Annotated in this window: 16 protein-coding genes; 9 read left to right on the top strand and 7 right to left on the bottom strand. The window is 69.1% G+C overall.

Going from position 1 to position 17758, the window contains the following annotated elements; all coding sequences use genetic code 11:
* Nucleotides 1-121: 121 nt before the first annotated feature.
* Both DXK32_RS13785 and DXK32_RS13780 read right to left on the bottom strand, forming a co-directional pair.
* The gene (locus DXK32_RS13785; RefSeq protein WP_114859029.1) at nt 122-1486 is read right to left on the bottom strand and encodes a glutamate--cysteine ligase; all 1365 of its coding nucleotides are present in this window, start codon (nt 1484-1486) and stop codon (nt 122-124) included.
* Between the two features lie 81 nt (nt 1487-1567).
* Nucleotides 1568-2362, bottom strand: a complete 795-nt coding sequence (locus DXK32_RS13780; RefSeq protein WP_114859028.1) for a 16S rRNA (uracil(1498)-N(3))-methyltransferase — start codon at nt 2360-2362, stop codon at nt 1568-1570.
* Nucleotides 2363-2497: 135 nt separating this feature from the next.
* On the opposite strand from DXK32_RS13780, the gene ubiA reads away from it, so the two are divergent.
* The gene (ubiA, locus tag DXK32_RS13775) at nt 2498-3424 is read left to right on the top strand and encodes a 4-hydroxybenzoate octaprenyltransferase (RefSeq protein WP_114859027.1); all 927 of its coding nucleotides are present in this window, start codon (nt 2498-2500) and stop codon (nt 3422-3424) included.
* A 13-nt stretch (nt 3425-3437) separates the two neighbouring features.
* Here the strand turns inward: ubiA and DXK32_RS13770 are convergent, their stop codons facing one another.
* Nucleotides 3438-4271 (bottom strand): CHAP domain-containing protein, encoded by an 834-nt coding sequence (locus DXK32_RS13770; protein ID WP_114859026.1) that lies wholly within the window; start codon nt 4269-4271, stop codon nt 3438-3440.
* A 142-nt stretch (nt 4272-4413) separates the two neighbouring features.
* Between DXK32_RS13770 and DXK32_RS13765 the strand changes: the two genes are divergently transcribed.
* The 6 genes from DXK32_RS13765 (at nt 4414) to DXK32_RS13740 (ending at nt 10742) form a co-directional block, all read left to right on the top strand.
* The gene (locus DXK32_RS13765) at nt 4414-5073 is read left to right on the top strand and encodes a class I SAM-dependent methyltransferase (RefSeq protein ID WP_114859025.1); all 660 of its coding nucleotides are present in this window, start codon (nt 4414-4416) and stop codon (nt 5071-5073) included.
* Between the two features lie 3 nt (nt 5074-5076).
* Nucleotides 5077-5859, top strand: a complete 783-nt coding sequence (locus DXK32_RS13760) for a HEAT repeat domain-containing protein (RefSeq protein WP_114859024.1) — start codon at nt 5077-5079, stop codon at nt 5857-5859.
* Between the two features lie 107 nt (nt 5860-5966).
* Complete coding sequence (locus tag DXK32_RS13755) at nt 5967-7478, top strand: UbiD family decarboxylase (RefSeq protein ID WP_114859023.1); 1512 nt, start codon at nt 5967-5969, stop codon at nt 7476-7478.
* 39 nt (nt 7479-7517) lie between these two features.
* Entirely contained in the window at nt 7518-8642 is a 1125-nt protein-coding gene (locus tag DXK32_RS13750; protein ID WP_114859022.1) for a DUF3616 domain-containing protein, read from the top strand.
* A 133-nt stretch (nt 8643-8775) separates the two neighbouring features.
* Nucleotides 8776-9225 carry a DoxX family protein gene (locus DXK32_RS13745; protein WP_114859021.1) on the top strand — a complete coding sequence of 150 codons (450 nt, stop codon included), beginning with the start codon at nt 8776-8778 and terminating at the stop codon, nt 9223-9225.
* Between the two features lie 161 nt (nt 9226-9386).
* Nucleotides 9387-10742 carry a TldD/PmbA family protein gene (locus DXK32_RS13740; RefSeq protein WP_114859020.1) on the top strand — a complete coding sequence of 452 codons (1356 nt, stop codon included), beginning with the start codon at nt 9387-9389 and terminating at the stop codon, nt 10740-10742.
* A gap of 54 nt (nt 10743-10796) precedes the next feature.
* Here the strand turns inward: DXK32_RS13740 and DXK32_RS32145 are convergent, their stop codons facing one another.
* The 3 genes from DXK32_RS32145 to DXK32_RS13725 form a co-directional block, all read right to left on the bottom strand.
* Entirely contained in the window at nt 10797-11279 is a 483-nt protein-coding gene (locus DXK32_RS32145; protein ID WP_162801174.1) for an anti-virulence regulator CigR family protein, read from the bottom strand.
* A gap of 109 nt (nt 11280-11388) precedes the next feature.
* Nucleotides 11389-12999: a hypothetical protein gene (locus DXK32_RS13730; protein WP_114859018.1), complete on the bottom strand. Its 1611-nt coding sequence runs from the start codon at nt 12997-12999 to the stop codon at nt 11389-11391.
* Nucleotides 13000-13122: 123 nt separating this feature from the next.
* On the bottom strand, nt 13123-14031 hold the full coding sequence (locus tag DXK32_RS13725) for a diacylglycerol/lipid kinase family protein (RefSeq protein ID WP_247877135.1): 909 nt from the start codon (nt 14029-14031) through the stop codon (nt 13123-13125).
* Between the two features lie 225 nt (nt 14032-14256).
* Between DXK32_RS13725 and DXK32_RS13720 the strand changes: the two genes are divergently transcribed.
* Nucleotides 14257-15084: a UDP-2,3-diacylglucosamine diphosphatase gene (locus tag DXK32_RS13720; RefSeq protein WP_114859031.1), complete on the top strand. Its 828-nt coding sequence runs from the start codon at nt 14257-14259 to the stop codon at nt 15082-15084.
* Entirely contained in the window at nt 15081-16079 is a 999-nt protein-coding gene (locus tag DXK32_RS13715) for a glycosyltransferase family 4 protein (RefSeq protein ID WP_114859017.1), read from the top strand. Before DXK32_RS13720 ends, DXK32_RS13715 begins: the two co-directional genes overlap by 4 nt.
* Before the next feature lie 62 nt (nt 16080-16141).
* Here the strand turns inward: DXK32_RS13715 and DXK32_RS13710 are convergent, their stop codons facing one another.
* Nucleotides 16142-17497, bottom strand: coding sequence for a globin-coupled sensor protein (locus tag DXK32_RS13710; protein WP_114859016.1), 1356 nt, complete (start codon nt 17495-17497; stop codon nt 16142-16144).
* Nucleotides 17498-17758: the final 261 nt, after the last annotated feature.

Genomic DNA, 17758 nt, shown 5'->3' with positions numbered 1-17758 from the left:
GCTATCGCAGGGGAGGGTGCCTTCTGCGAAGCGGCGGCAGTCCCCTCCCCTGCGATAGCGGGGGAGGGTTAGGGTGGGGGCCCAATGCGACCACTTTGTCAAGCAGCCGCCAGGGCTCAACTCAGTACGCGTACTCTTTGAACACCGGGTCCACGCTGCCGCCCCAGGGGCCGTTGAACTTCTCCAAAAGCTCGTCGGCCGGGGTCTGGCCGGACTCGGCGATGTCGAGCAGCGTGTTCAGGAAATGCGCCTCGTCATCGCCCCAGTTGTCGTTGCGGGCGCGGCGGGACAGGCCGCCGCGGGCGATCTCTAGAACCTCCAGAGCGACCTCCCGCACCGTGCGCCCGCGGAAGGGCGTGCGCAGGGCGTGGCGCGGCACCTCGGCGCGCAGGTGGGCGCGCTCCTCCGTCGTCCAACCCTTCACGAGGTCCCAGGCGGCGTCGAGCGCCTGGCTGTCGTAGAGCAGACCGACCCACAGGGCCGGCAGGGCGCACAAACGGCGCCACGGGCCGCCGTCGGCGCCGCGCATCTCCAGATACTTCTTCAGACGCACCTCGGGGAAGGAGGTGGTCATGTGGTCGGCCCAGTCGGTGATCAGCGGGACCTCGCCCGGCAACGCCGGCAGGCGGCCCTGCATGAAGTCGCGGAAGGACTGGCCGGAGGCGTCGATGTAGGTGCCGTCGCGGTAGACGAAGTACATCGGCACGTCGAGCAGGTAGTCCACGTACCGCTCGAACCCGAAGCCGTCCTCGAACACGAAGGGCAGATCACCGGTGCGGTCGGGGTCGGTGTCGGTCCAGATGTGGCTGCGGAAGCTCTGGAAGCCGTTCGGCTTGCCTTCGGTGAAGGGCGAGTTGGCGAACAGGGCCGTGGCGATGGGCTGAAGCGCCAGGCTGACCCGGAACTTCTTCACCATGTCGGCTTCCGACGCGAAGTCCAGGTTCACCTGCACGGTGCAGGTGCGCATCATCATGTCCAGGCCGAGCTGGCCGCGCTTGGGCATGTAGTCGCCCATGATCTTGTAGCGGCCCTTGGGCATCCAGGGGATCTCGTCGCGCCGCCATTTCGGCTGGAAGCCGAGACCCATCATGGCGATGCCCAGCTCCCCGCCGATCTCCTTCACCTGATCGAGGTGACGGTGCACCTCGGCGCAGGTCTGGTGCAGGGTCTCCAGCGGGGCGCCGGACAGCTCCACCTGCCCGCCCGGTTCCAGCGTGATGTTCGCCATGCCCTGGGTCAGGGCGATCAGGTTGCCCTTCTCCTCCACCGGGTCCCAGCCGAAGCGCTGCAGGCGGGTCAGCAGTTCGCGGATCCCGTCCGGCCCCTCGTAGGGCAGCGGCCGTTGGTCGGAGACGCGGTAGGCGAATTTCTCGTGTTCGGTCCCGATGCGCCACTGGTCGGCCGGCTTGTTGCCGGATTCCAGATAGGCCGCCAGCTGGCGGCGGTCGGTGATCGGTTCACCACGCGTCTGCGGAGGTGCGGACATGGAAGCTCCCGCTTTCAAAAAGTCTGAATTGGCCAACGAGTCAAACGGCCCGCCTCGGAACAGCGGCGCGTCGAGCGGCCCTTACTCCCCGACGGTGGGGTCGGCCGGCGCGCGGAAGGGCGGTCGGGTGTCGCCGCCGTCCGCCGTCCAGTCCCCCGCAAGGGCCTGCCAGCAGGCGAGCGCCGCGACCACCGCCGTGTCGGCCCGAAGAATGCGGGGCCCCAGGCCGACGGGAACAACAAAGGGGAGTTTGCAAATTTCGTCAAGTTCGGACTGCGCAAAGCCGCCCTCCGGCCCGATCAGGAAGGCGGCGGGGCCGCGCGGGCGGGCGCGGACGGCCTCCGCGATGGGCCGTACGTTCCCGGCCTCGGCGCACAGGTACAGCGTACGTTCGGCCGGCCAGCCGGCCAGCGCCTTGTCCAGCGGCAGCGGGTCGGCCATTTCCGGCACGGTCAGCCGCTCCGACTGTTCGGCGGCCTCGATGGCGTTGGCACGCAGGCGATCGGTGTTGACGCGGTTGGGGTCGGTGCGGCGGGTGAAGACCGGCCACAGGCGCGACACGCCCAGCTCGCTGGCCTTCTCCGCCACGAAATCGATGCGCCCGCGCTTGATCGGGGCGAACAGCAGCCAGAGGTCCGGCCCGGCCGCCTGAGGACGCCGCTGCTCCGTCACGGTGAGCGAGCACCAGCCTTTGCCGAAGCCGTCGATGGCGGCCAGCCATTCGCCGTCCCGCCCGTTGAAGACGGCCACGAGGTTGCCCTTGTCGAGCCGCAGGACATGGCGCAGGAAATGCGCCCGCTCGGGGTCGAGCCCCACCGCCTGCCCCTCGCCGAGGGGGCTGTCCACATAGAGGCGGGTCTTCGGTTGGTCTGACATCGCGCAAGGTCTCCGGTGTGCGGCGCCGACTATAGCGACAACGCCGCGGGGCGGAAACGGCCCAGCCTTGCGGGGACCCACCCCTCGCCGCTACCTTGCCCCCCGGCTTCCTCCACGTCTTTTCCCGAGTCCGCCATGACCAGCCCCGCCTCCCCCGCTCCCGGCGACTTCACCGACATCCGGCGCGGCGACTGGATCGACCGCTTCGCCCCGGCGGCGGTCCGGCCTTATCTGCGGCTGGCCCGGCTGGACCGGCCCATCGGCACGTGGCTGCTGCTGTTTCCCGGCTGGTGGAGCATCGCACTGGCCGGGTCGGGGCCGATTCCCGACCTCTGGCTGATGGCGCTGTTCGCGATCGGCGCGGTGGTGATGCGCGGGGCCGGCTGCACGGTCAACGACATCCTCGACCGCGACTTCGACGCCATGGTCGAGCGCACGCGGAGCCGACCGATCCCCTCCGGGCAGGTGTCGGTGAAACAGGCGCTGGCCTTCCTCGCCGTCCAGCTCCTGATCGGGCTGGCGGTGCTGGTGCAGTTCAACCTGTTCACCATCGGGCTGGGCGTGCTGTCGCTGGTCCTGGTCTTCACCTACCCGCTGATGAAGCGCATCACCTGGTGGCCGCAGGCCTTCCTGGGGCTGACCTTCAACTGGGGCGCCCTGATGGGCTGGACGGCGGTGCGCGGCGAGCTGGAATGGCCGGCGCTGGCGCTGTACGCCGCGGGGATCGTCTGGACGCTGGGCTACGACACCATCTACGCCCACCAGGACAAGGAGGACGACGCGCGAATCGGCGTGAAGTCCACCGCCCTGCGGCTGGGCGACCAGAGCAAGATCTGGATCTACGGCTTCTACACGCTGACCTTCGTGGGGATCGGCATCGCCGGGCGTCTGGCCGGGCTGGGCGGGCTGTTTCTGCCGCTGCTGTCGCTGGCCGCGCTGCAATTGTCCTGGCAGGTGGCGACCTGGAACCCCGACGATCAGACGGATTGCCTGACGAAGTTCAAGTCGAACCGCTGGTTCGGCTGGCTGGTGCTGGCGGCCTTCCTGGCCGGGAAACTCTGAGGCGGAGGAGACGTCAGCGCGTCAGCTCGGCAACGGTGCTGTCGGTTGAGCCCGGCTTGCGCGGCGGCAGGACCGCGCGGATGCCGTCGATGGAAGCCACCATCGCGACGCTCCTCTGCGCGGCCGGCTGGGTCGGCTTGCGGGCCGGCAGCACGGCGGTCACCACCGGCGGAACCGTCTTCGCGGCCGTGCCCTTGCCGGAGAGGGTGAGGGACGCGGTCAGCACCTGCGGCTTGCGGCCCGGAACGGCGACGGTCTGGCCCTTCAGGGAGGCTTCCATCAGGCGCGGCCCGGCGGCGGGCTTGGGGGTGGCGCGGCCCTGCGGGGCGACGGCGAAGGTGCTGCCGATGCCGGCGCCACGGGAATCGGCCTGACGGATCTCCGCCTCCTCGCCGTCGGGCAGGATGAAGCCGTAGGTGGTGTAGACGCGCAGGCCGAGCTGGTCCGACGGCTCGTGCCAGACGCGGACGGCCGACCAATCGTTGCGCGGCGACACGTCGACCACGCGCATGTTGCGGCGCAGGCCACGGCCGTCGAGCCAGGAGTGGTCCACCTCGATGGTGCGGCGGTCGACGATGTGGCTGACCAGGGAGACGTGGCCGCGGCCCAGACGCTGCGACCGCTTGAAGACGAGGACGGAACCGAGCGCCGGTCGCTTGTCGCGCTCATATTGATCGGCGGCGGTGTTCCACCACGTCCAGGCGTCGCCCCGGATCTCAAAATCCGATATGGAACGCAGCGTGCGGACGCAATCCCCGTCCTGGGCCTGGGCTTTGGATATGGTGAACGGGCTGAGAGCGATGAACGCCGCGAACGATGCGCAGAGTGCAATCCCTTTCGACCGCATATCAACCCCATGCCCTTTGTTTTTCTCCTTTCGAACGGGTAACACGGGACAGCAGGTGTGTCTACTCCGTTTGAATTATGTAACCAAAACCGGTTGTGGATAGATCATCCACGCCCGCGCAGCCCCCGCCGGGAGTCCAGTTATGAACAACTTTTCTCAAATAGACTTCATCCGCGCCAACACGGTCGTAACACGGACTCCTTTGCTGCCTGAGATTGCCCTGCATCTGGCGACGGAAATCACGCCGCTGTGGGAAGCTACCGAGGATTCTTTGAAAGAGTCCAATGTACCGCCGCCCTATTGGGCCTTTGCTTGGCCGGGCGGTCAGGCGGTGGCGCGGCTCGTGCTCGACCGGCCTGAGCTGGTCGCGGGCAAGTCCGTGCTGGATTTCGCCGCCGGCACCGGCCTGGTCGGCATCGCCGCGAAAATGGCCGGGGCGGCGCGCGTGCAGTCCTGCGACATCGACCGTTTCGCCCTGTCCGCCATCGCCCTGAACGCCGACTCCAACGGAGTCGACGTGAAGGCGGTCAGCGCCGATCTGGTGGACCGCCCCCTGCCCGGCATCGACGTCGTCCTGGCCGGTGACGTCTGCTACGAGAAGCCGATGGCCGACCGGGTGACCGCCTGGCTGCGCGGAATCGCCGCAACCGGCACGCTGGTCCTGCTGGGCGATCCAGGCCGCGCCTATGTCCCGCTCAGCGGAATCGAGCGGGTCGCGCAGTACAGCGTCCCGACCTCCCTGGAGCTGGAGGACCGCGAGATGCGCGAAACGGTGATCTGGCGCCTGCTGCCGGAGGCCTGAGCCATGACCGTCGCGACGACCGCCCCGCGCAAGGGCGCCACCCGGATGGCCGACATCCCGCCGGAGGTGCTGGCCGACCTGAACGCCGGCCGGCGCGAGACCGCCACGCTGGCCGAATCGCTGGCCATCGACTTCGCCGCCCTGCTGGCCGCCGCGGTTCCGGAGGCCGCGGGCGCCGTGTCCTTCGACCCGAAGGACGGCGTGACCCGGCGCATGGCGGCGGCGGGGAGCGCGGCCGTCGAGAGTCTTGGCCCGGGGGCCGTGGAGCGGCTGGCCGCCCACCCCTCCGACACGGTGCGCGGCTGGGCCTGTTACGCGCTGGCCGCGGCCCCCGGCCTGACGCTGGCGGAGCGGCTGGAGCGCGTCCGCCCGCTCGCCGACGACCCGCATTTCGGCGTGCGCGAATGGGCGTGGCTGGCCCTGCGCCCGCACATCGCCGCCGCCATCGACGAGGCGCTGGCCCTCCTCACGCCCTGGACCGCCGAACCGTCGGAGCGGCTGCGCCGCTTCGCCAGCGAGGCCACGCGACCCCGCGGCGTCTGGTGCGCCCACATCGGCGCTCTGAAGACCGACCCGGCGCGCGGCCTGCCGGTGCTCGACCCGCTGCGGGCGGACGGCGCGCGCTACGTCCAGGACTCGGTCGCCAACTGGCTGAACGACGCGGCGAAGAGCCAGCCCGGCTGGGTGCAGGCGCTGTGCGCCCGCTGGGAGACGGACAGCCCCGACCCGGACGCCACCCGCCGCATCGTCCGCCGCGCCCTGCGCAGCGTGCCCAGCGCCGTGTGAAGGAACCCGCGTGAGGCGGCACCTCCCCCCTTGACGCGGCGCCCTCCAGGCCGATGCTAAGCGCCCTCTCCCGATCCGACCCATCGCATCCGAACGGACCTTTGACCATGCCCTACACCTCGTTGCGCGACTTCATCGACCGGCTGGAGAAGGCCGGACGGCTGGTGGTGGTCCGGGAGCCGGTGTCCACGGCGCTGGAGATGACCGAAATCCAGACCCGCCTGCTCGCCGAAGGCGGCCCGGCGGTGCTGTTCGAGAACGTCATCAAGGCCGACGGCACCCGCTCGGAGATGCCGGTGCTGGTCAATCTGTTCGGCACGGTGGAGCGCGTCGCCTGGGGCATGGACCGCGAGCCGCACGAGCTGCGCGGCGTCGGCGAGACGCTGGCCTTCCTGAAGCAGCCGGAGCCGCCGGGCGGCTTCCGCGAGGCGATGGAGCTGATCCCGCTGGCCAAGACCGTGCTGTCGATGAAGCCGAAGACCGTCGGCTCCGCCCCCTGCCAGGAGGTGGTGCTGACCGGCGACCAGATCGACCTCGGCCGCCTGCCGGTGCAGAGCTGCTGGCCGGGCGAGCCGGCGCCGCTGATCACCTGGCCGCTGGTCGTCACCAAGGGGCCCACGGGCAAGCGCGAGGACGACTTCAACCTCGGCATCTACCGGATGCAGGTGCTGGGGAAGAACAAGACGATCATGCGCTGGCTGAAGCACCGCGGCGGCGCGCAGCACCATCACCGCTGGCAGGCCAGCGGCAAGCGCGAGCCGCTGCCCTGCGCGGTGGTCCTGGGCGCCGATCCCGGCACCATCCTGGCCGCCGTCACGCCGGTGCCGGACACGCTGTCGGAATACCAGTTCGCCGGGCTGCTGCGCGGCAAGAAGGTCGAGCTGGTGGACTGCAAGACGGTGCCGCTGAAGGTGCCCGCCCAGGCCGAGATCATCCTGGAAGGCCATGTCAGCCTGGACGAATACGCCGACGAGGGGCCCTACGGCGACCACACCGGCTATTACAATTCGGTCGAGCCCTTCCCGGTCTTCACCGTCACGGCGATGACCATGCGGCGCAACCCGATCTACCTGTCCACCTTCACCGGCCGCCCGCCCGACGAGCCGTCGGTGCTGGGCGAGGCGCTGAACGAGGTCTTCATCCCCCTGCTGACCCAGCAGTTTCCGGAGATCGTGGATTTCTGGCTGCCACCGGAGGGCTGCTCCTACCGGATCGCCGTGGTCAGCATGAAGAAGGCCTATCCCGGCCATGCCAAGCGGGTGATGATGGGTGTGTGGTCCTTCCTGCGCCAGTTCATGTACACGAAATGGGTGATCGTCGTGGACGACGACATCGACGCGCGGAACTGGAAGGACGTGATGTGGGCGATGAGCACCCGCATGGACCCGGCCCGCGACATCACCGTGATCGAGGGCACCCCCATCGACTATTTGGACTTCGCCAGCCCCGAGTCGGGCCTGGGCGGCAAGGTTGGGCTGGACGCCACCAACAAGTGGCCGCCGGAGACCAAGCGCGAGTGGGGCCAGAAGATCCGCATGGACCAGGGCGTGGTCGACGAGGTGTCGCGCAAATGGGCCTCCTACGGTCTTCCGGGCAGCGGGACCCCGATCTGGAAGTGAGGCGTTAAGGGACGTCCCGCGTCTTCCAAGGAGTCCGCCATGCCCAGCGAGATCGCCCGCCCCATCGCCACCGTCCGTCTGCACTTCCGCGACGGCGGCGAGACCGCCGCGGACCTGTCGGTGGCCGAGCGGGCGGGAGACAATCTGTTCGTGGCGTCGGACGAGGGGGCGCGGGTCGTCCGCATGATGGCCGAGAGGATGGCTGAGGAGGGCGGCACCCTCTACCGCCAGGACGCTGTCTTTCCGCTGGCGGACGTCTTCACCCTGCCGGTGACGATCCCGGGGGAGGACGAGGCGGACATCGAGGGCATGGCCATCGCCGGCGGCTGGCTGTGGGTCACCGGCTCGCACGCGCTGGCCCGCAAGAAGCCGGAGCGCGACGAGAACGGCACCGAAAAGGCGCTGGAGCGGCTGACCGAGGTGCGCTGCGACCCCAACCGCTTCCTGCTCGGCCGCATCCCGCTGGTCAGCGAGGCGGACGGGCGGCTCACCCCGGTCCGCCGCGACGGAACGCGTGTGGCCGGCTGCCTGAAGTTCCGCAAGGGTGGCAACGCGCTGACCAAGGCGCTGGCGGAGGACGAGCATCTGGCCCGCTTCGTCGCGGTTCCCGCCAAGGAGAACGGCTTCGACGTGGAGGGCATGGCCGCCCACGGCGATCGGGTCTGGCTGGGGCTGCGCGGCCCGGTGCTGCGCGGCTGGGCCTGCATTCTGGAACTGGCGGTGGAGGATCACCCGGACGTCGAGGAACGGCTGCGGCTGCGCCCCATCGGGCCGAACGGCGAGAAATACCGCAAGCATTTCGTCGATCTCGACGGTCTGGGCATCCGCGAACTGAGCTTCGACGGCGAGGATCTTGTCATCCTGGCCGGGCCGACCATGGACCTCGACGGTCCGGTCGCCGTGTGGCGCTGGACCGACGCCCTGTCCGTCACCCACGAGACCGTCATCCCGCGCGACCGGCTGGTTCCGCTGCTGAACCTCCCCTACGGCAAGGGCGACGACCACGCGGAGGGCATCGCCTGCGTCCGCCGCGACGGCGCCCCGCCTGCCCTTCTGGTGGTCTATGACAGCCCGTCCAAGGCGCGCCGCCACGGCGCCGGGACCACCGCCGACCTGTTCGCCCTGCCCTCCCGCTACGATCCGGCCAACGCCTTCCGGGCGTGAGCAGTCGTTCTTATTGATGCAACAATCAGTGCATGATTAAGCGGATTATCCCAATCACGGACATCGCTATTCTTGGCCTCAGACGACAACGGCCCCGACGCGGGGCGCCACGCTGAGACAAGGAGACCACGCCATGACCGCCAACACCGCCGCCATCGACACCCGCACCGCCCCCTACGCCGCCTTCCTGCTGCGCGTCAGCCTGGGCCTTCTGTTCATCGCCCACGGCCTGATCCTGAAGGTCTTCACCTTCGGCATCGCCGGCACGGTCGGCTACTTCGAGAGCCTCGGCTATCCCGGCCTCTTCGCCTATCTGGTCATCCTCGGCGAGATCGGCGGCGGCCTGCTGCTGGTGGCCGGCGTCTTCACCCGCTGGATTTCGCTGGCCCTGCTGCCGATCCTGATCGGCGCGACGCTCCAGCACACCGGCAACGGCTGGGTCTTCTCGGCCCAGGGCGGCGGCTGGGAGTTCCCGGTGTTCTGGACGGTGCTGCTCGGCGTGCAGGCCCTGCTGGGCGACGGCGCCTTCGCCCTGAAGCTGCCGACCGCCGGCCGCAGCACCCTTCAGAGCCGGCTGGCCTGACCCTGAAGCGAGCATGACGAGCGGCGCGCGGGCGGGCACCAGCCCCCCGCGCGCCGCCGCATTTGCGCGGCGGGCAATCCGGACCTGAGGCGATATGCCCCTTCCTCTTCTTCTCCGGGCTCCCATTTGCTAGACAAGCCGGAGACCTAGCGGAGACCGTAATGCCCGTTTCGACCACCTCGCAGCCCGACGTTCTGAACCTGCTGGACGATCTGATCCGCAAGGCGAAGGGCGCCGGGGCCGACTCCGCCGACGCCGTGCTGTTCGACAGCGCCTCCCTGTCGCTGAGCCAGCGTTTCGGCAAGACGGAGAAGCTGGAGCGGTCCGAGTCGGGCGACCTGGGCCTGCGCGTCTTCATCGGCAAGCGGCAGGCCATCGTCTCCTCCACCGACCGCAGCGCCAAGGCGCTGGACGAGTTGGTGGAGCGCGCCGTCGCCATGGCCCGCGTGGTGCCGGAGGACCCCTTCTGCGGCCTCGCCGACCCGGAGCAGATCTACACCACCCTCCCAGACCTCGACGTGTGCGACCCGTCGGAGCCATCGGCGGAGCTGCTGATCGAACGCGCCCGCATCGCCGAGGAGGCCGCTCTGGCGGTCGAGGGCGTCACCAACTCCGAAGGCGCCGACGCCGGATGGAGCCGCTCCACCATCGCCATTGCCGCGTCCAACGGCTTCACCGGCCGCTATGGCGTGTCGCGGCAGTCGCTCTCGGCCTCGGTGCTCGCCGGGACGGGCACGGGGATGGAGCGCGACTACGACTATGACAGCAAGGTCTACGGTTCCGACCTGCGCGATCCGGCGTCGATCGGGCGCGAGGCCGGCGAGCGGGCCATTCGCCGCCTGAACCCGCGCCGGGTCAAGAGCTGCAAGGTGCCGGTGGTGTTCGACCCGCGCGTCTCCCGCGGGCTGCTCGGCCATCTCACCGGCTCGATCAGCGGGCCGAGCATCGCGCGGGGCACCAGCTTCCTCAAGGACAAGATGGGCCAACGCATCTTCGCCGCCGGCATCACCATCGTCGACGACCCGCATGTGAAGCGCGGCCTGCGCTCCCGCCCCTTCGACGCGGAGGGCATCGCCACCACCCGCCGCAACCTGATCGAGGACGGGCACCTGACCACGTGGCTGCTCGACCTGCGCTCGGCCCGCCAGCTCGGCCTGTCGACGACCGGCCACGCGGCGCGCGGCACCTCCGGCCCGCCGGGCCCGGCCCCGGCCAACGTCTACATGGCCCCGGGCGCCAAGAGCCGCGACGAGCTGCTGGCCGAAATCCCCAACGGCTTCTACGTGACGGAGCTGATGGGCACCGGCGTCAACGGGGTGACCGGCGACTACAGCCGGGGTGCCGCCGGCTACTGGATCGAGAACGGCCAGATCGCCTACCCGGTCACCGAACTGACCATCGCCGGCAACCTGAAGGAGATGTTCCTGAACCTGGAGCCGGCCAGCGACCTGGAGCTGCGCTTCGGCATGGACGCCCCGACCATCCGCATCGACGGGCTGACCATCGCCGGCCTGTGAGCGCAACGGGAGGCGCCGCAAGGCGCCTCCTATTCCTGTCAGCGGCCCCCCCTGTTAACGAACCACGCCGCGGACGATGTCGGCGATGGTGCCGTGCACCGCGTCCAGGATCAGCATGTCCGCGCCGGCCAGGATGCACTCCCAGCCGTTCATGCACACCGGCACCCGTTGGCGCAACTCGACGGGCGCCATTTTCTTGGCAATACCCGGCGGCAGCGGCTGGCCCCGCGCCAGCTTCTTCGCGATCCCCGGCGGCAGGGCTGTCGTCCCGACCGGATGGGCGACGAAATAGTCGCGGATGATCGTCACCTCGCCGCGGGACACCGCCCCCCCGGAGGCGCGCCCTTTTGAGTCGCGCCCTTGGGATTCGCGCCCCTGGAATTCATAAGACGGCCCACCCTGCGGCTTGCCGTGCCCTCCACCGGGACCACCGGTCCAGTCGGGCTTGTCCGCCAGCGCCGGACCGGTGATGCACAGCACCACCAGGAGCGCCAGCGCGGCACGCCCACCCCGGTGCTTTATCCGATCCCTGCTCATGATCCGCATTCCCCTGCCTGCCGAAGGTGGGCCGCCAGCGCAACCCGCGGCCTTACCCCCATCGGATTAGCCGGTGGCGTCGCCGGCGGCCTGTGGCAAGAACGGGATATCAGACCGTCACGCTCATCGGACCGCCGGCGCCGCGCACCGACAGGTTGGGCAGGAAGTCGCGGAACAGCGACAGGCTCTTCAGGTCGGACACGTAGCCCGTGCCCTCCCCGCCCGTCGCCTTCCCACCGACGCTTTTCATCACGTCGCCGGCCTGCGCGTCCTGGGCCTCCAGCGCGTCCTTCAACACGGAGGCAAGCGCGCTGCCGTTGCCCAGCCGCTCCATGGGCGCGCCGGTCTCCTTCGTCGTCTTCTCATAGCTGTACTGGAGCGCGGCCCGCTGGACCGACCAGTTGACCGACTCCTTCTCCTCCTGGCTGGCCCCGTCGAGGAACTTCACCCCGGCGCGGTAGGCGGCGGCCTTGTCGGTGCCGAGGGGGTCGGCGGCGTCCATCGCCTCCTTCTGCTGGCGGGCCATGATGGATTGCGCCGCCTCCTGCTCGTTCTTGGAGAAGGTCCCATCCTTGTTGTTGGCGATGGCATGGAGGCTGCGCCGGTCGAAGCCGCCGAACAGCCGGTCCACATCCTTCCCGGTCGGGTCGGAATAGTTCACCCCCTTGCCTTCCTTCGCCATCGCCGTGTAGGTGGCGTCCAGCGAGTCACGGGCATCCTGGATGACCTTCGCGAAGCCCTGGAGACCCGGCGTCTGGCTGGTGGTCAGCACCGTGGTGGGCGGCGGCGGCAGGCCGGCGGCCTCGGCCTCCTCCTTGGCGGAGGGTTCGAAATCCTCGGGTCTCATGTGGCTCTTGTCGACCTGACCACGCCCGATACCGGGAATGTTCACGTCGGCCGCGTAGTCGGCGAGGCCCTTTTTATAGAACTTCGCCGTGAAGCCCAGGTCGGACATCAGCTTGGCCGCCGCCTCCCCCTTCTTGTCGTCCAGCTTCAGCAACCCGCCCTCGCTGCCTTCCGCCTCCGCGCCGAAATCCAGCTTGCCAAACTCTTCCTCGCCCTTCTTGAGGAAGTGCCCGAAGGCCATCCCCTTGATCTGGTTCGGGTCGCCGCCGGCCGCTTCCTTCTCCTCGCGGTCGATGTCCGCCGTCTCCTGGCGGAAGCGGTCATTGGCCGGAGTCATCGCCGCCTGGAGCGCCTCGACGTCCTTGTCCGTCTCGTAGGCGGCGTAGGCGGCGGTTCGCGCCTCGTTCAGGGCGGACATGGCCTTGTCCATGCGCTCCATCTTGGTCTTGAAGGCCTTTTCGGCCACCCCGACCTTGTCCGCCCACTCCTTGTCCTCGTCATCCTGGGGCCGTTCCTTCACGAAGCGGTCCTTCACGGCGCCGGTCGCGAGCTGGCGCAGCCCGAGCGCCACGTCCTTCTCGGTCATCTTGCCGGACTTGACGAAGTCCTCCAGCATCGCCCGGCCCTTGGAGCCGATGGACGCGAAGACCTTGCCCGCCACGCCGGTCAGCGACTTGGCCAGCCCGCTGAGTTCCACGCTGTCCTCGCCCTTCAAGGCGGCCAGGGCCGCCGAGCCCGAAGAGGACCCGGCGTTGGACGCCGCCTTCCAGGTCCCCTCCGCCTCGGCGGCCCCCCCGGCGGGCTTCCATTTGGTGGCGGTTGCGGTGGTGCTGGCCGTGGTGGCCGAAAACAGGGCGTTGATGGACGCGGACATGGCTTCCCCCATTCGGTCCCGCCTGGGCTGCAGGGCCTTAAATCCTTAGATATTGAAGTAATTATGGAATGTTTCCGAGTAATTTTCCTGAGAGACCCCTTAAGGAAATCTTAAAAACACTGTTCAGGGCACCAGAACCGACAAGATCCACGGGGCCAGCGCGATCTCCACCGGCAAACGGGCGATCACGTCGCCGTCGCCCTGCACGGGCTCCCCGACCGGCCCGTCGATCTCCACACGCCGAGCCGGCAGAACGCGGTAGTCGGGGAAGCGCGGCAGCCGCCCGGCGGTGACGCCCCAGAGGTAGCGCAGAGCGTTCCCCCGCCCCATCCGCGGGAACAGGCAAACCTGCAGCCACGGGTCGGTCAGCCGCGCGTCGGGCGCGCAGACGAAGCGCCCCCCGTAGAAATGCCCCTTGGCAACGATGACGGAGGCGACCTCCACCGGCTCGGCGCCGTCCACCGCCACGCGGTAGGGGCCGCCACCGCCAGCGGCGATCCGGGCCAGCGTTTCCACCGCGTAGGCGCCCTTGCCGATCCGCCGCTTCAGCTGCGGGTCCACCCGCTCGACCACACGGGCGTCCAGGCCGGCGCCAGCCATCATGGCGAAGGCGCGGCCATTCGCCACACCCGGATGCACCGGCAGCGGCCGTCCCTTCGCCAGCACCCGCGCCACGCCCTCCGCATCCAGGGGCAGGTTCAACTCATGGGCCAGCACGTTGGCAGTGCCCAGCGGCACGATGCCCAAGGGAACCGCCGCGTCGCCGCCGCGCGCGACCAGTCCGTTGAGGACCTCGTTGATGGTGCCGTCGCCCCCCGCGGCGACCACCGCGTCGAAGGCATCGGGGGCCACCGCGCGGGCCATCGCCTCCGCGTCGCCACGCCCGCCGGTGGCCTGAAGCGTCACCGCGGCCCCATGGCGCTGCTCCAGCAGTTCCAGCACCGCACCCAGACGGCGCGCCCGGCGGCCGCCGGCCACCGGGTTGTGGATCACCAGAAGACGCCGCCGTGTCGCTGCGGCCGGGCTCGGCATCTCAGGCACCGATTCGCCTCCATCCGCCGCACCGGCGTCCAATATGACCATCCTGTTTCAGTTTTGATAAAGTCATTTTTCGCCTTTGTTGCACTGACAAGAAGTCTTATCGAAATCATTTCCCTCAACAGATGCGGACGATCGAAAACATTGTCAAGACAATGACCTGCGGATATAGAAAAGGCGTTTCACCGAAACCTTGCCGGAACGGCGATGGAGCGGGGCATGAGCGCATCACGCGACGCCAAGAAGTACCGCAGCATCTGGATCTCCGACGTCCATCTGGGAACGCGGGGATGCAAGGCGGAGTATCTTCTCGATTTCCTGAAGCACAACGAGTCCGACCACCTCTATCTCGTCGGCGACATCGTGGACGGCTGGCGGTTGCGCAAGACTTGGTACTGGCCGCAGGCGCACAACGACGTGGTGCAGAAGATCCTGCGCCGGGCGCGCAAGGGCGTGCAGGTCTATTACATCCCCGGCAACCACGACGAGGCCGCCCGCGACTACGCCGGCCTGCAGTTCGGCGGCGTCCAGGTGGTCGAGGAGATGATCCACGTCACCGCCGACGGGCGGCGGCTTCTCGTCACCCACGGCGACCGCTTCGACGTGGTGGTGAAGTACGCCCGCTGGCTGGCCTTCGTCGGCGACAACGCCTACGTGGTCCTGCTCCAGGCCAACACGCTGTTCAACTGGGCCCGCCGCAAGCTGGGCTTCCCCTACTGGTCGCTGTCCGCCTTCCTGAAGCACAAGACGAAGACGGCGGTCGAGTTCATCGGCAATTACGAGACCGCGCTGGGCGACGAGGCCCGGCGCCGCAAGGTCGACGGGGTCGTCTGCGGCCACATCCACACCGCGGAAATCCGCGACATGGAAGGAATCCTCTATTGCAACGACGGCGACTGGGTCGAGTCCTGCACCGCCTTGGTCGAGCATCCCTGCGGCCGGCTGGAGATCATCGACTGGGCGGCGGACATCCGCCGGCGCGCCGCGACGACGCTGCCCGCCCGCATCCCGGCCAAGGAGAAGCCGGAGACTGTGAAGGCGGCGTGAACATCCTGATCGTCTCCGACGCCTGGCTGCCCCAGGTCAACGGCGTGGTGCGCACCATCGGCACCGTCCGCGCCGAGCTGGAGGCCATGGGGCACAGGGTCGACGTGATCGGCCCCGACCGCTTCCGCACCGTGCCCATGCCCACCTACCCGGAAATCCGGCTGGCGCTGGGCGCGGGACGCCGGCTGGCCGCGATGATCGACGCGCTGCGCCCCGACTGCATCCACATCGCCACCGAAGGGCCACTGGGCTTCGCCGCCCGGCGCTACTGCCTCGGCCGTGGCAAGCCCTTCACCACCGCCTACCACACCCGATTCCCGGAGTATGTGCGCGACCGGGCGCCGGTGCCGCTGGCGCTCAGCTACGCGCTGGTGCGCCGCTTCCACAAACCATCCTCGGCGGTGATGGTGGCGACGCCGTCCATCGAAAGCGACCTCGCCGCCCGCGGCTTCACCAACATCCGGCGCTGGACCCGCGGCGTCGACACCGAGCTGTTCCGCCCCCGCGCCAAGGGCTTCCTGGCGCTTCCCCGCCCCATCGCCCTCTATGTCGGGCGCGTGGCGGTGGAAAAGAACCTGGAGGAGTTCCTGAGGCTCGACCTGCCGGGCAGCAAGGTTGTGGTCGGCGACGGCCCGGCCCGCGCGGAGCTTCAGCAGAAATATCCGGAGGTCCATTGGGCCGGCGCCCGCCATGGCGAGGAACTGGCCCGGCATTACGCGGCGGCGGACGTCTTCGTCTTCCCGTCGCGCACCGACACCTTCGGTCTGGTGCTGCTGGAAGCGCTGGCCTCGGGCGTGCCGGTGGCAGCCTATCCGGTGCCCGGCCCCCTGGACGTGGTCGACGGCTCCGGCGTCGGCTGCCTGGACGAGGATCTCAAGGGGGCGGTCGAGCGCGCCCTGACCATCCCGCCGGAGCGGTGCCGGGACCATGCCCTGAACTTCTCCTGGCGGCGCTCCGCCGAGCAGTTCCTGGCGAACCTGCGCCCCTTCACCTGACGCCGGCCCTTCACCTGACGCCGGTAGGACCGGGCCGGCGCGCGGCCGGCCCGGCCGCCCGGTCAGGCGGCACGGATGCGCTGCATGAACAGGTTCACGCTCTCGCGCAGGCGGTCGGACTCGCGGTGCAGGTTGCCGGCGGCGCCCAGCACCTCCTCGGCGAGGCTGCCGGTTTCAGCCGCTCCGCTGGTCACCGCCCCGATGGTGTCGGTCACGCTGCGGGTGCCGCGGGCGGCCTCCTGGACGTTGCGGACGATCTCCTGGGTGGCGGCGGTCTGCTGGTCCACCGCCGCGGAGACGGTGATGACGATGTCGTTGATGCTGCCGATGGTCGCGCCGATGCCGCTCAGCGCCTCGGCGGAGCCGCGCGCGACCTCCTGGATGCTGGCGATCTGGGCCGAGATGTCCTCGGTCGCCTTGGCGGTCTGGTTGGCGAGGTTCTTGACCTCCTGAGCGACCACGGCGAAGCCCTTGCCGGCTTCTCCGGCGCGGGCCGCCTCGATGGTCGCGTTCAGCGCCAGCAGGTTGGTCTGCCCAGCGATGCTGTTGATGAGCTGAAGCACCGCGCCGATCTTCTGGGCGGCATCGACCAGACCGTTCACCGTGGCGTTGGTCCGCTCCGCCTCGGCCACCGCGCCGCGGGCGATCTGCGAGGACTGGGCCACCTGCCGGCTGATCTCGCCGATGGAGCTGGTGAGCTGCTCCGACGCGGCGGCGACGGTCTGCACGTTGGCGGACGCCTGCTCGGCGGCGGCGGCGACGGCGAGCGACTGGCGGTTGGTGGCGGCGGCGATCTGCGCCATGCGCTGGGCGTTGCCCTTCATCTCGTCCGACGCGGCCACCGTGTTGTCGGCGATGCCGCTGACGTTGCCTTCCAGGCTGTCCGCGAGCCGGTTCAGGATGGCGCGCTTGCTTTCCTGCTCGGCCGCCGCGTAGGTCTCCAGCAGCACTTCGAGGTCGAGCCACGCGACCCGCCCCAGCGTGTCGCGCAGGGCCGCCCGCTCCGCCGCCTTTCGCGACCCGAACAGCGATCCGCGCCCCTCCGCCGCGTCGAGGCCCAGTTCGCGGACGATGCCGCTGGACACCGTGTGATGGCAGATGGCCACCGCATAGCCCGGCACGCCGTGGTCGTAGAACGCCTTGGCCAGCCGGTGCGCGGACTCCAGGAAGCCCGGACCGAAGTCGCCCGAGACCACGCGGCTCCAATGGGCGACACGCGCGGCATGGACGTCCGGCAGGGTCAGGGCGTCGCGGATTTCCGGCCAAGCCGCGAAGGCGCTGTGCCACTGCTCCAACAGCCGCGGCAGACGGTTCTGCGCGAAGTCCCGGTTGGCGCGCAGGCGCACAATATCCGCTTCGGTGATGCTGAAGGCCCGGAGCCGGTTTTCCTGGCCGTCACGTTCCTGTACGCCCGCCATTGTGTTATCATCCTGACATGTTGAGGCCGGCGCGTTACCCGCCTGCCTTGAAGCTGACAAGCTTTATACGCCACCTGGATAGCACCGGATTGCTTCAAAATTATCATAACGGGTCGCAAATTCGTCATACCCTGGTATGTGACCAAACCCCATCAGGCCATCGGTCTTCCGATGTGCATTAGGGCGGGCATTAGGGCGGGCGTTAGGGTGGGCGTTAGCGCAAAGCCTTACCTCTGCCACAGCCCCCCGTGCTAAAGTGGT

Origin of the sequence: Azospirillum brasilense, from assembly GCF_003349955.1 — a bacterium.
GTDB lineage: Bacteria > Pseudomonadota > Alphaproteobacteria > Azospirillales > Azospirillaceae > Azospirillum > Azospirillum brasilense_B.
Note: the sequence above shows the minus strand (reverse complement) of the source record. Positions and strands in the feature narration are given on the sequence as shown.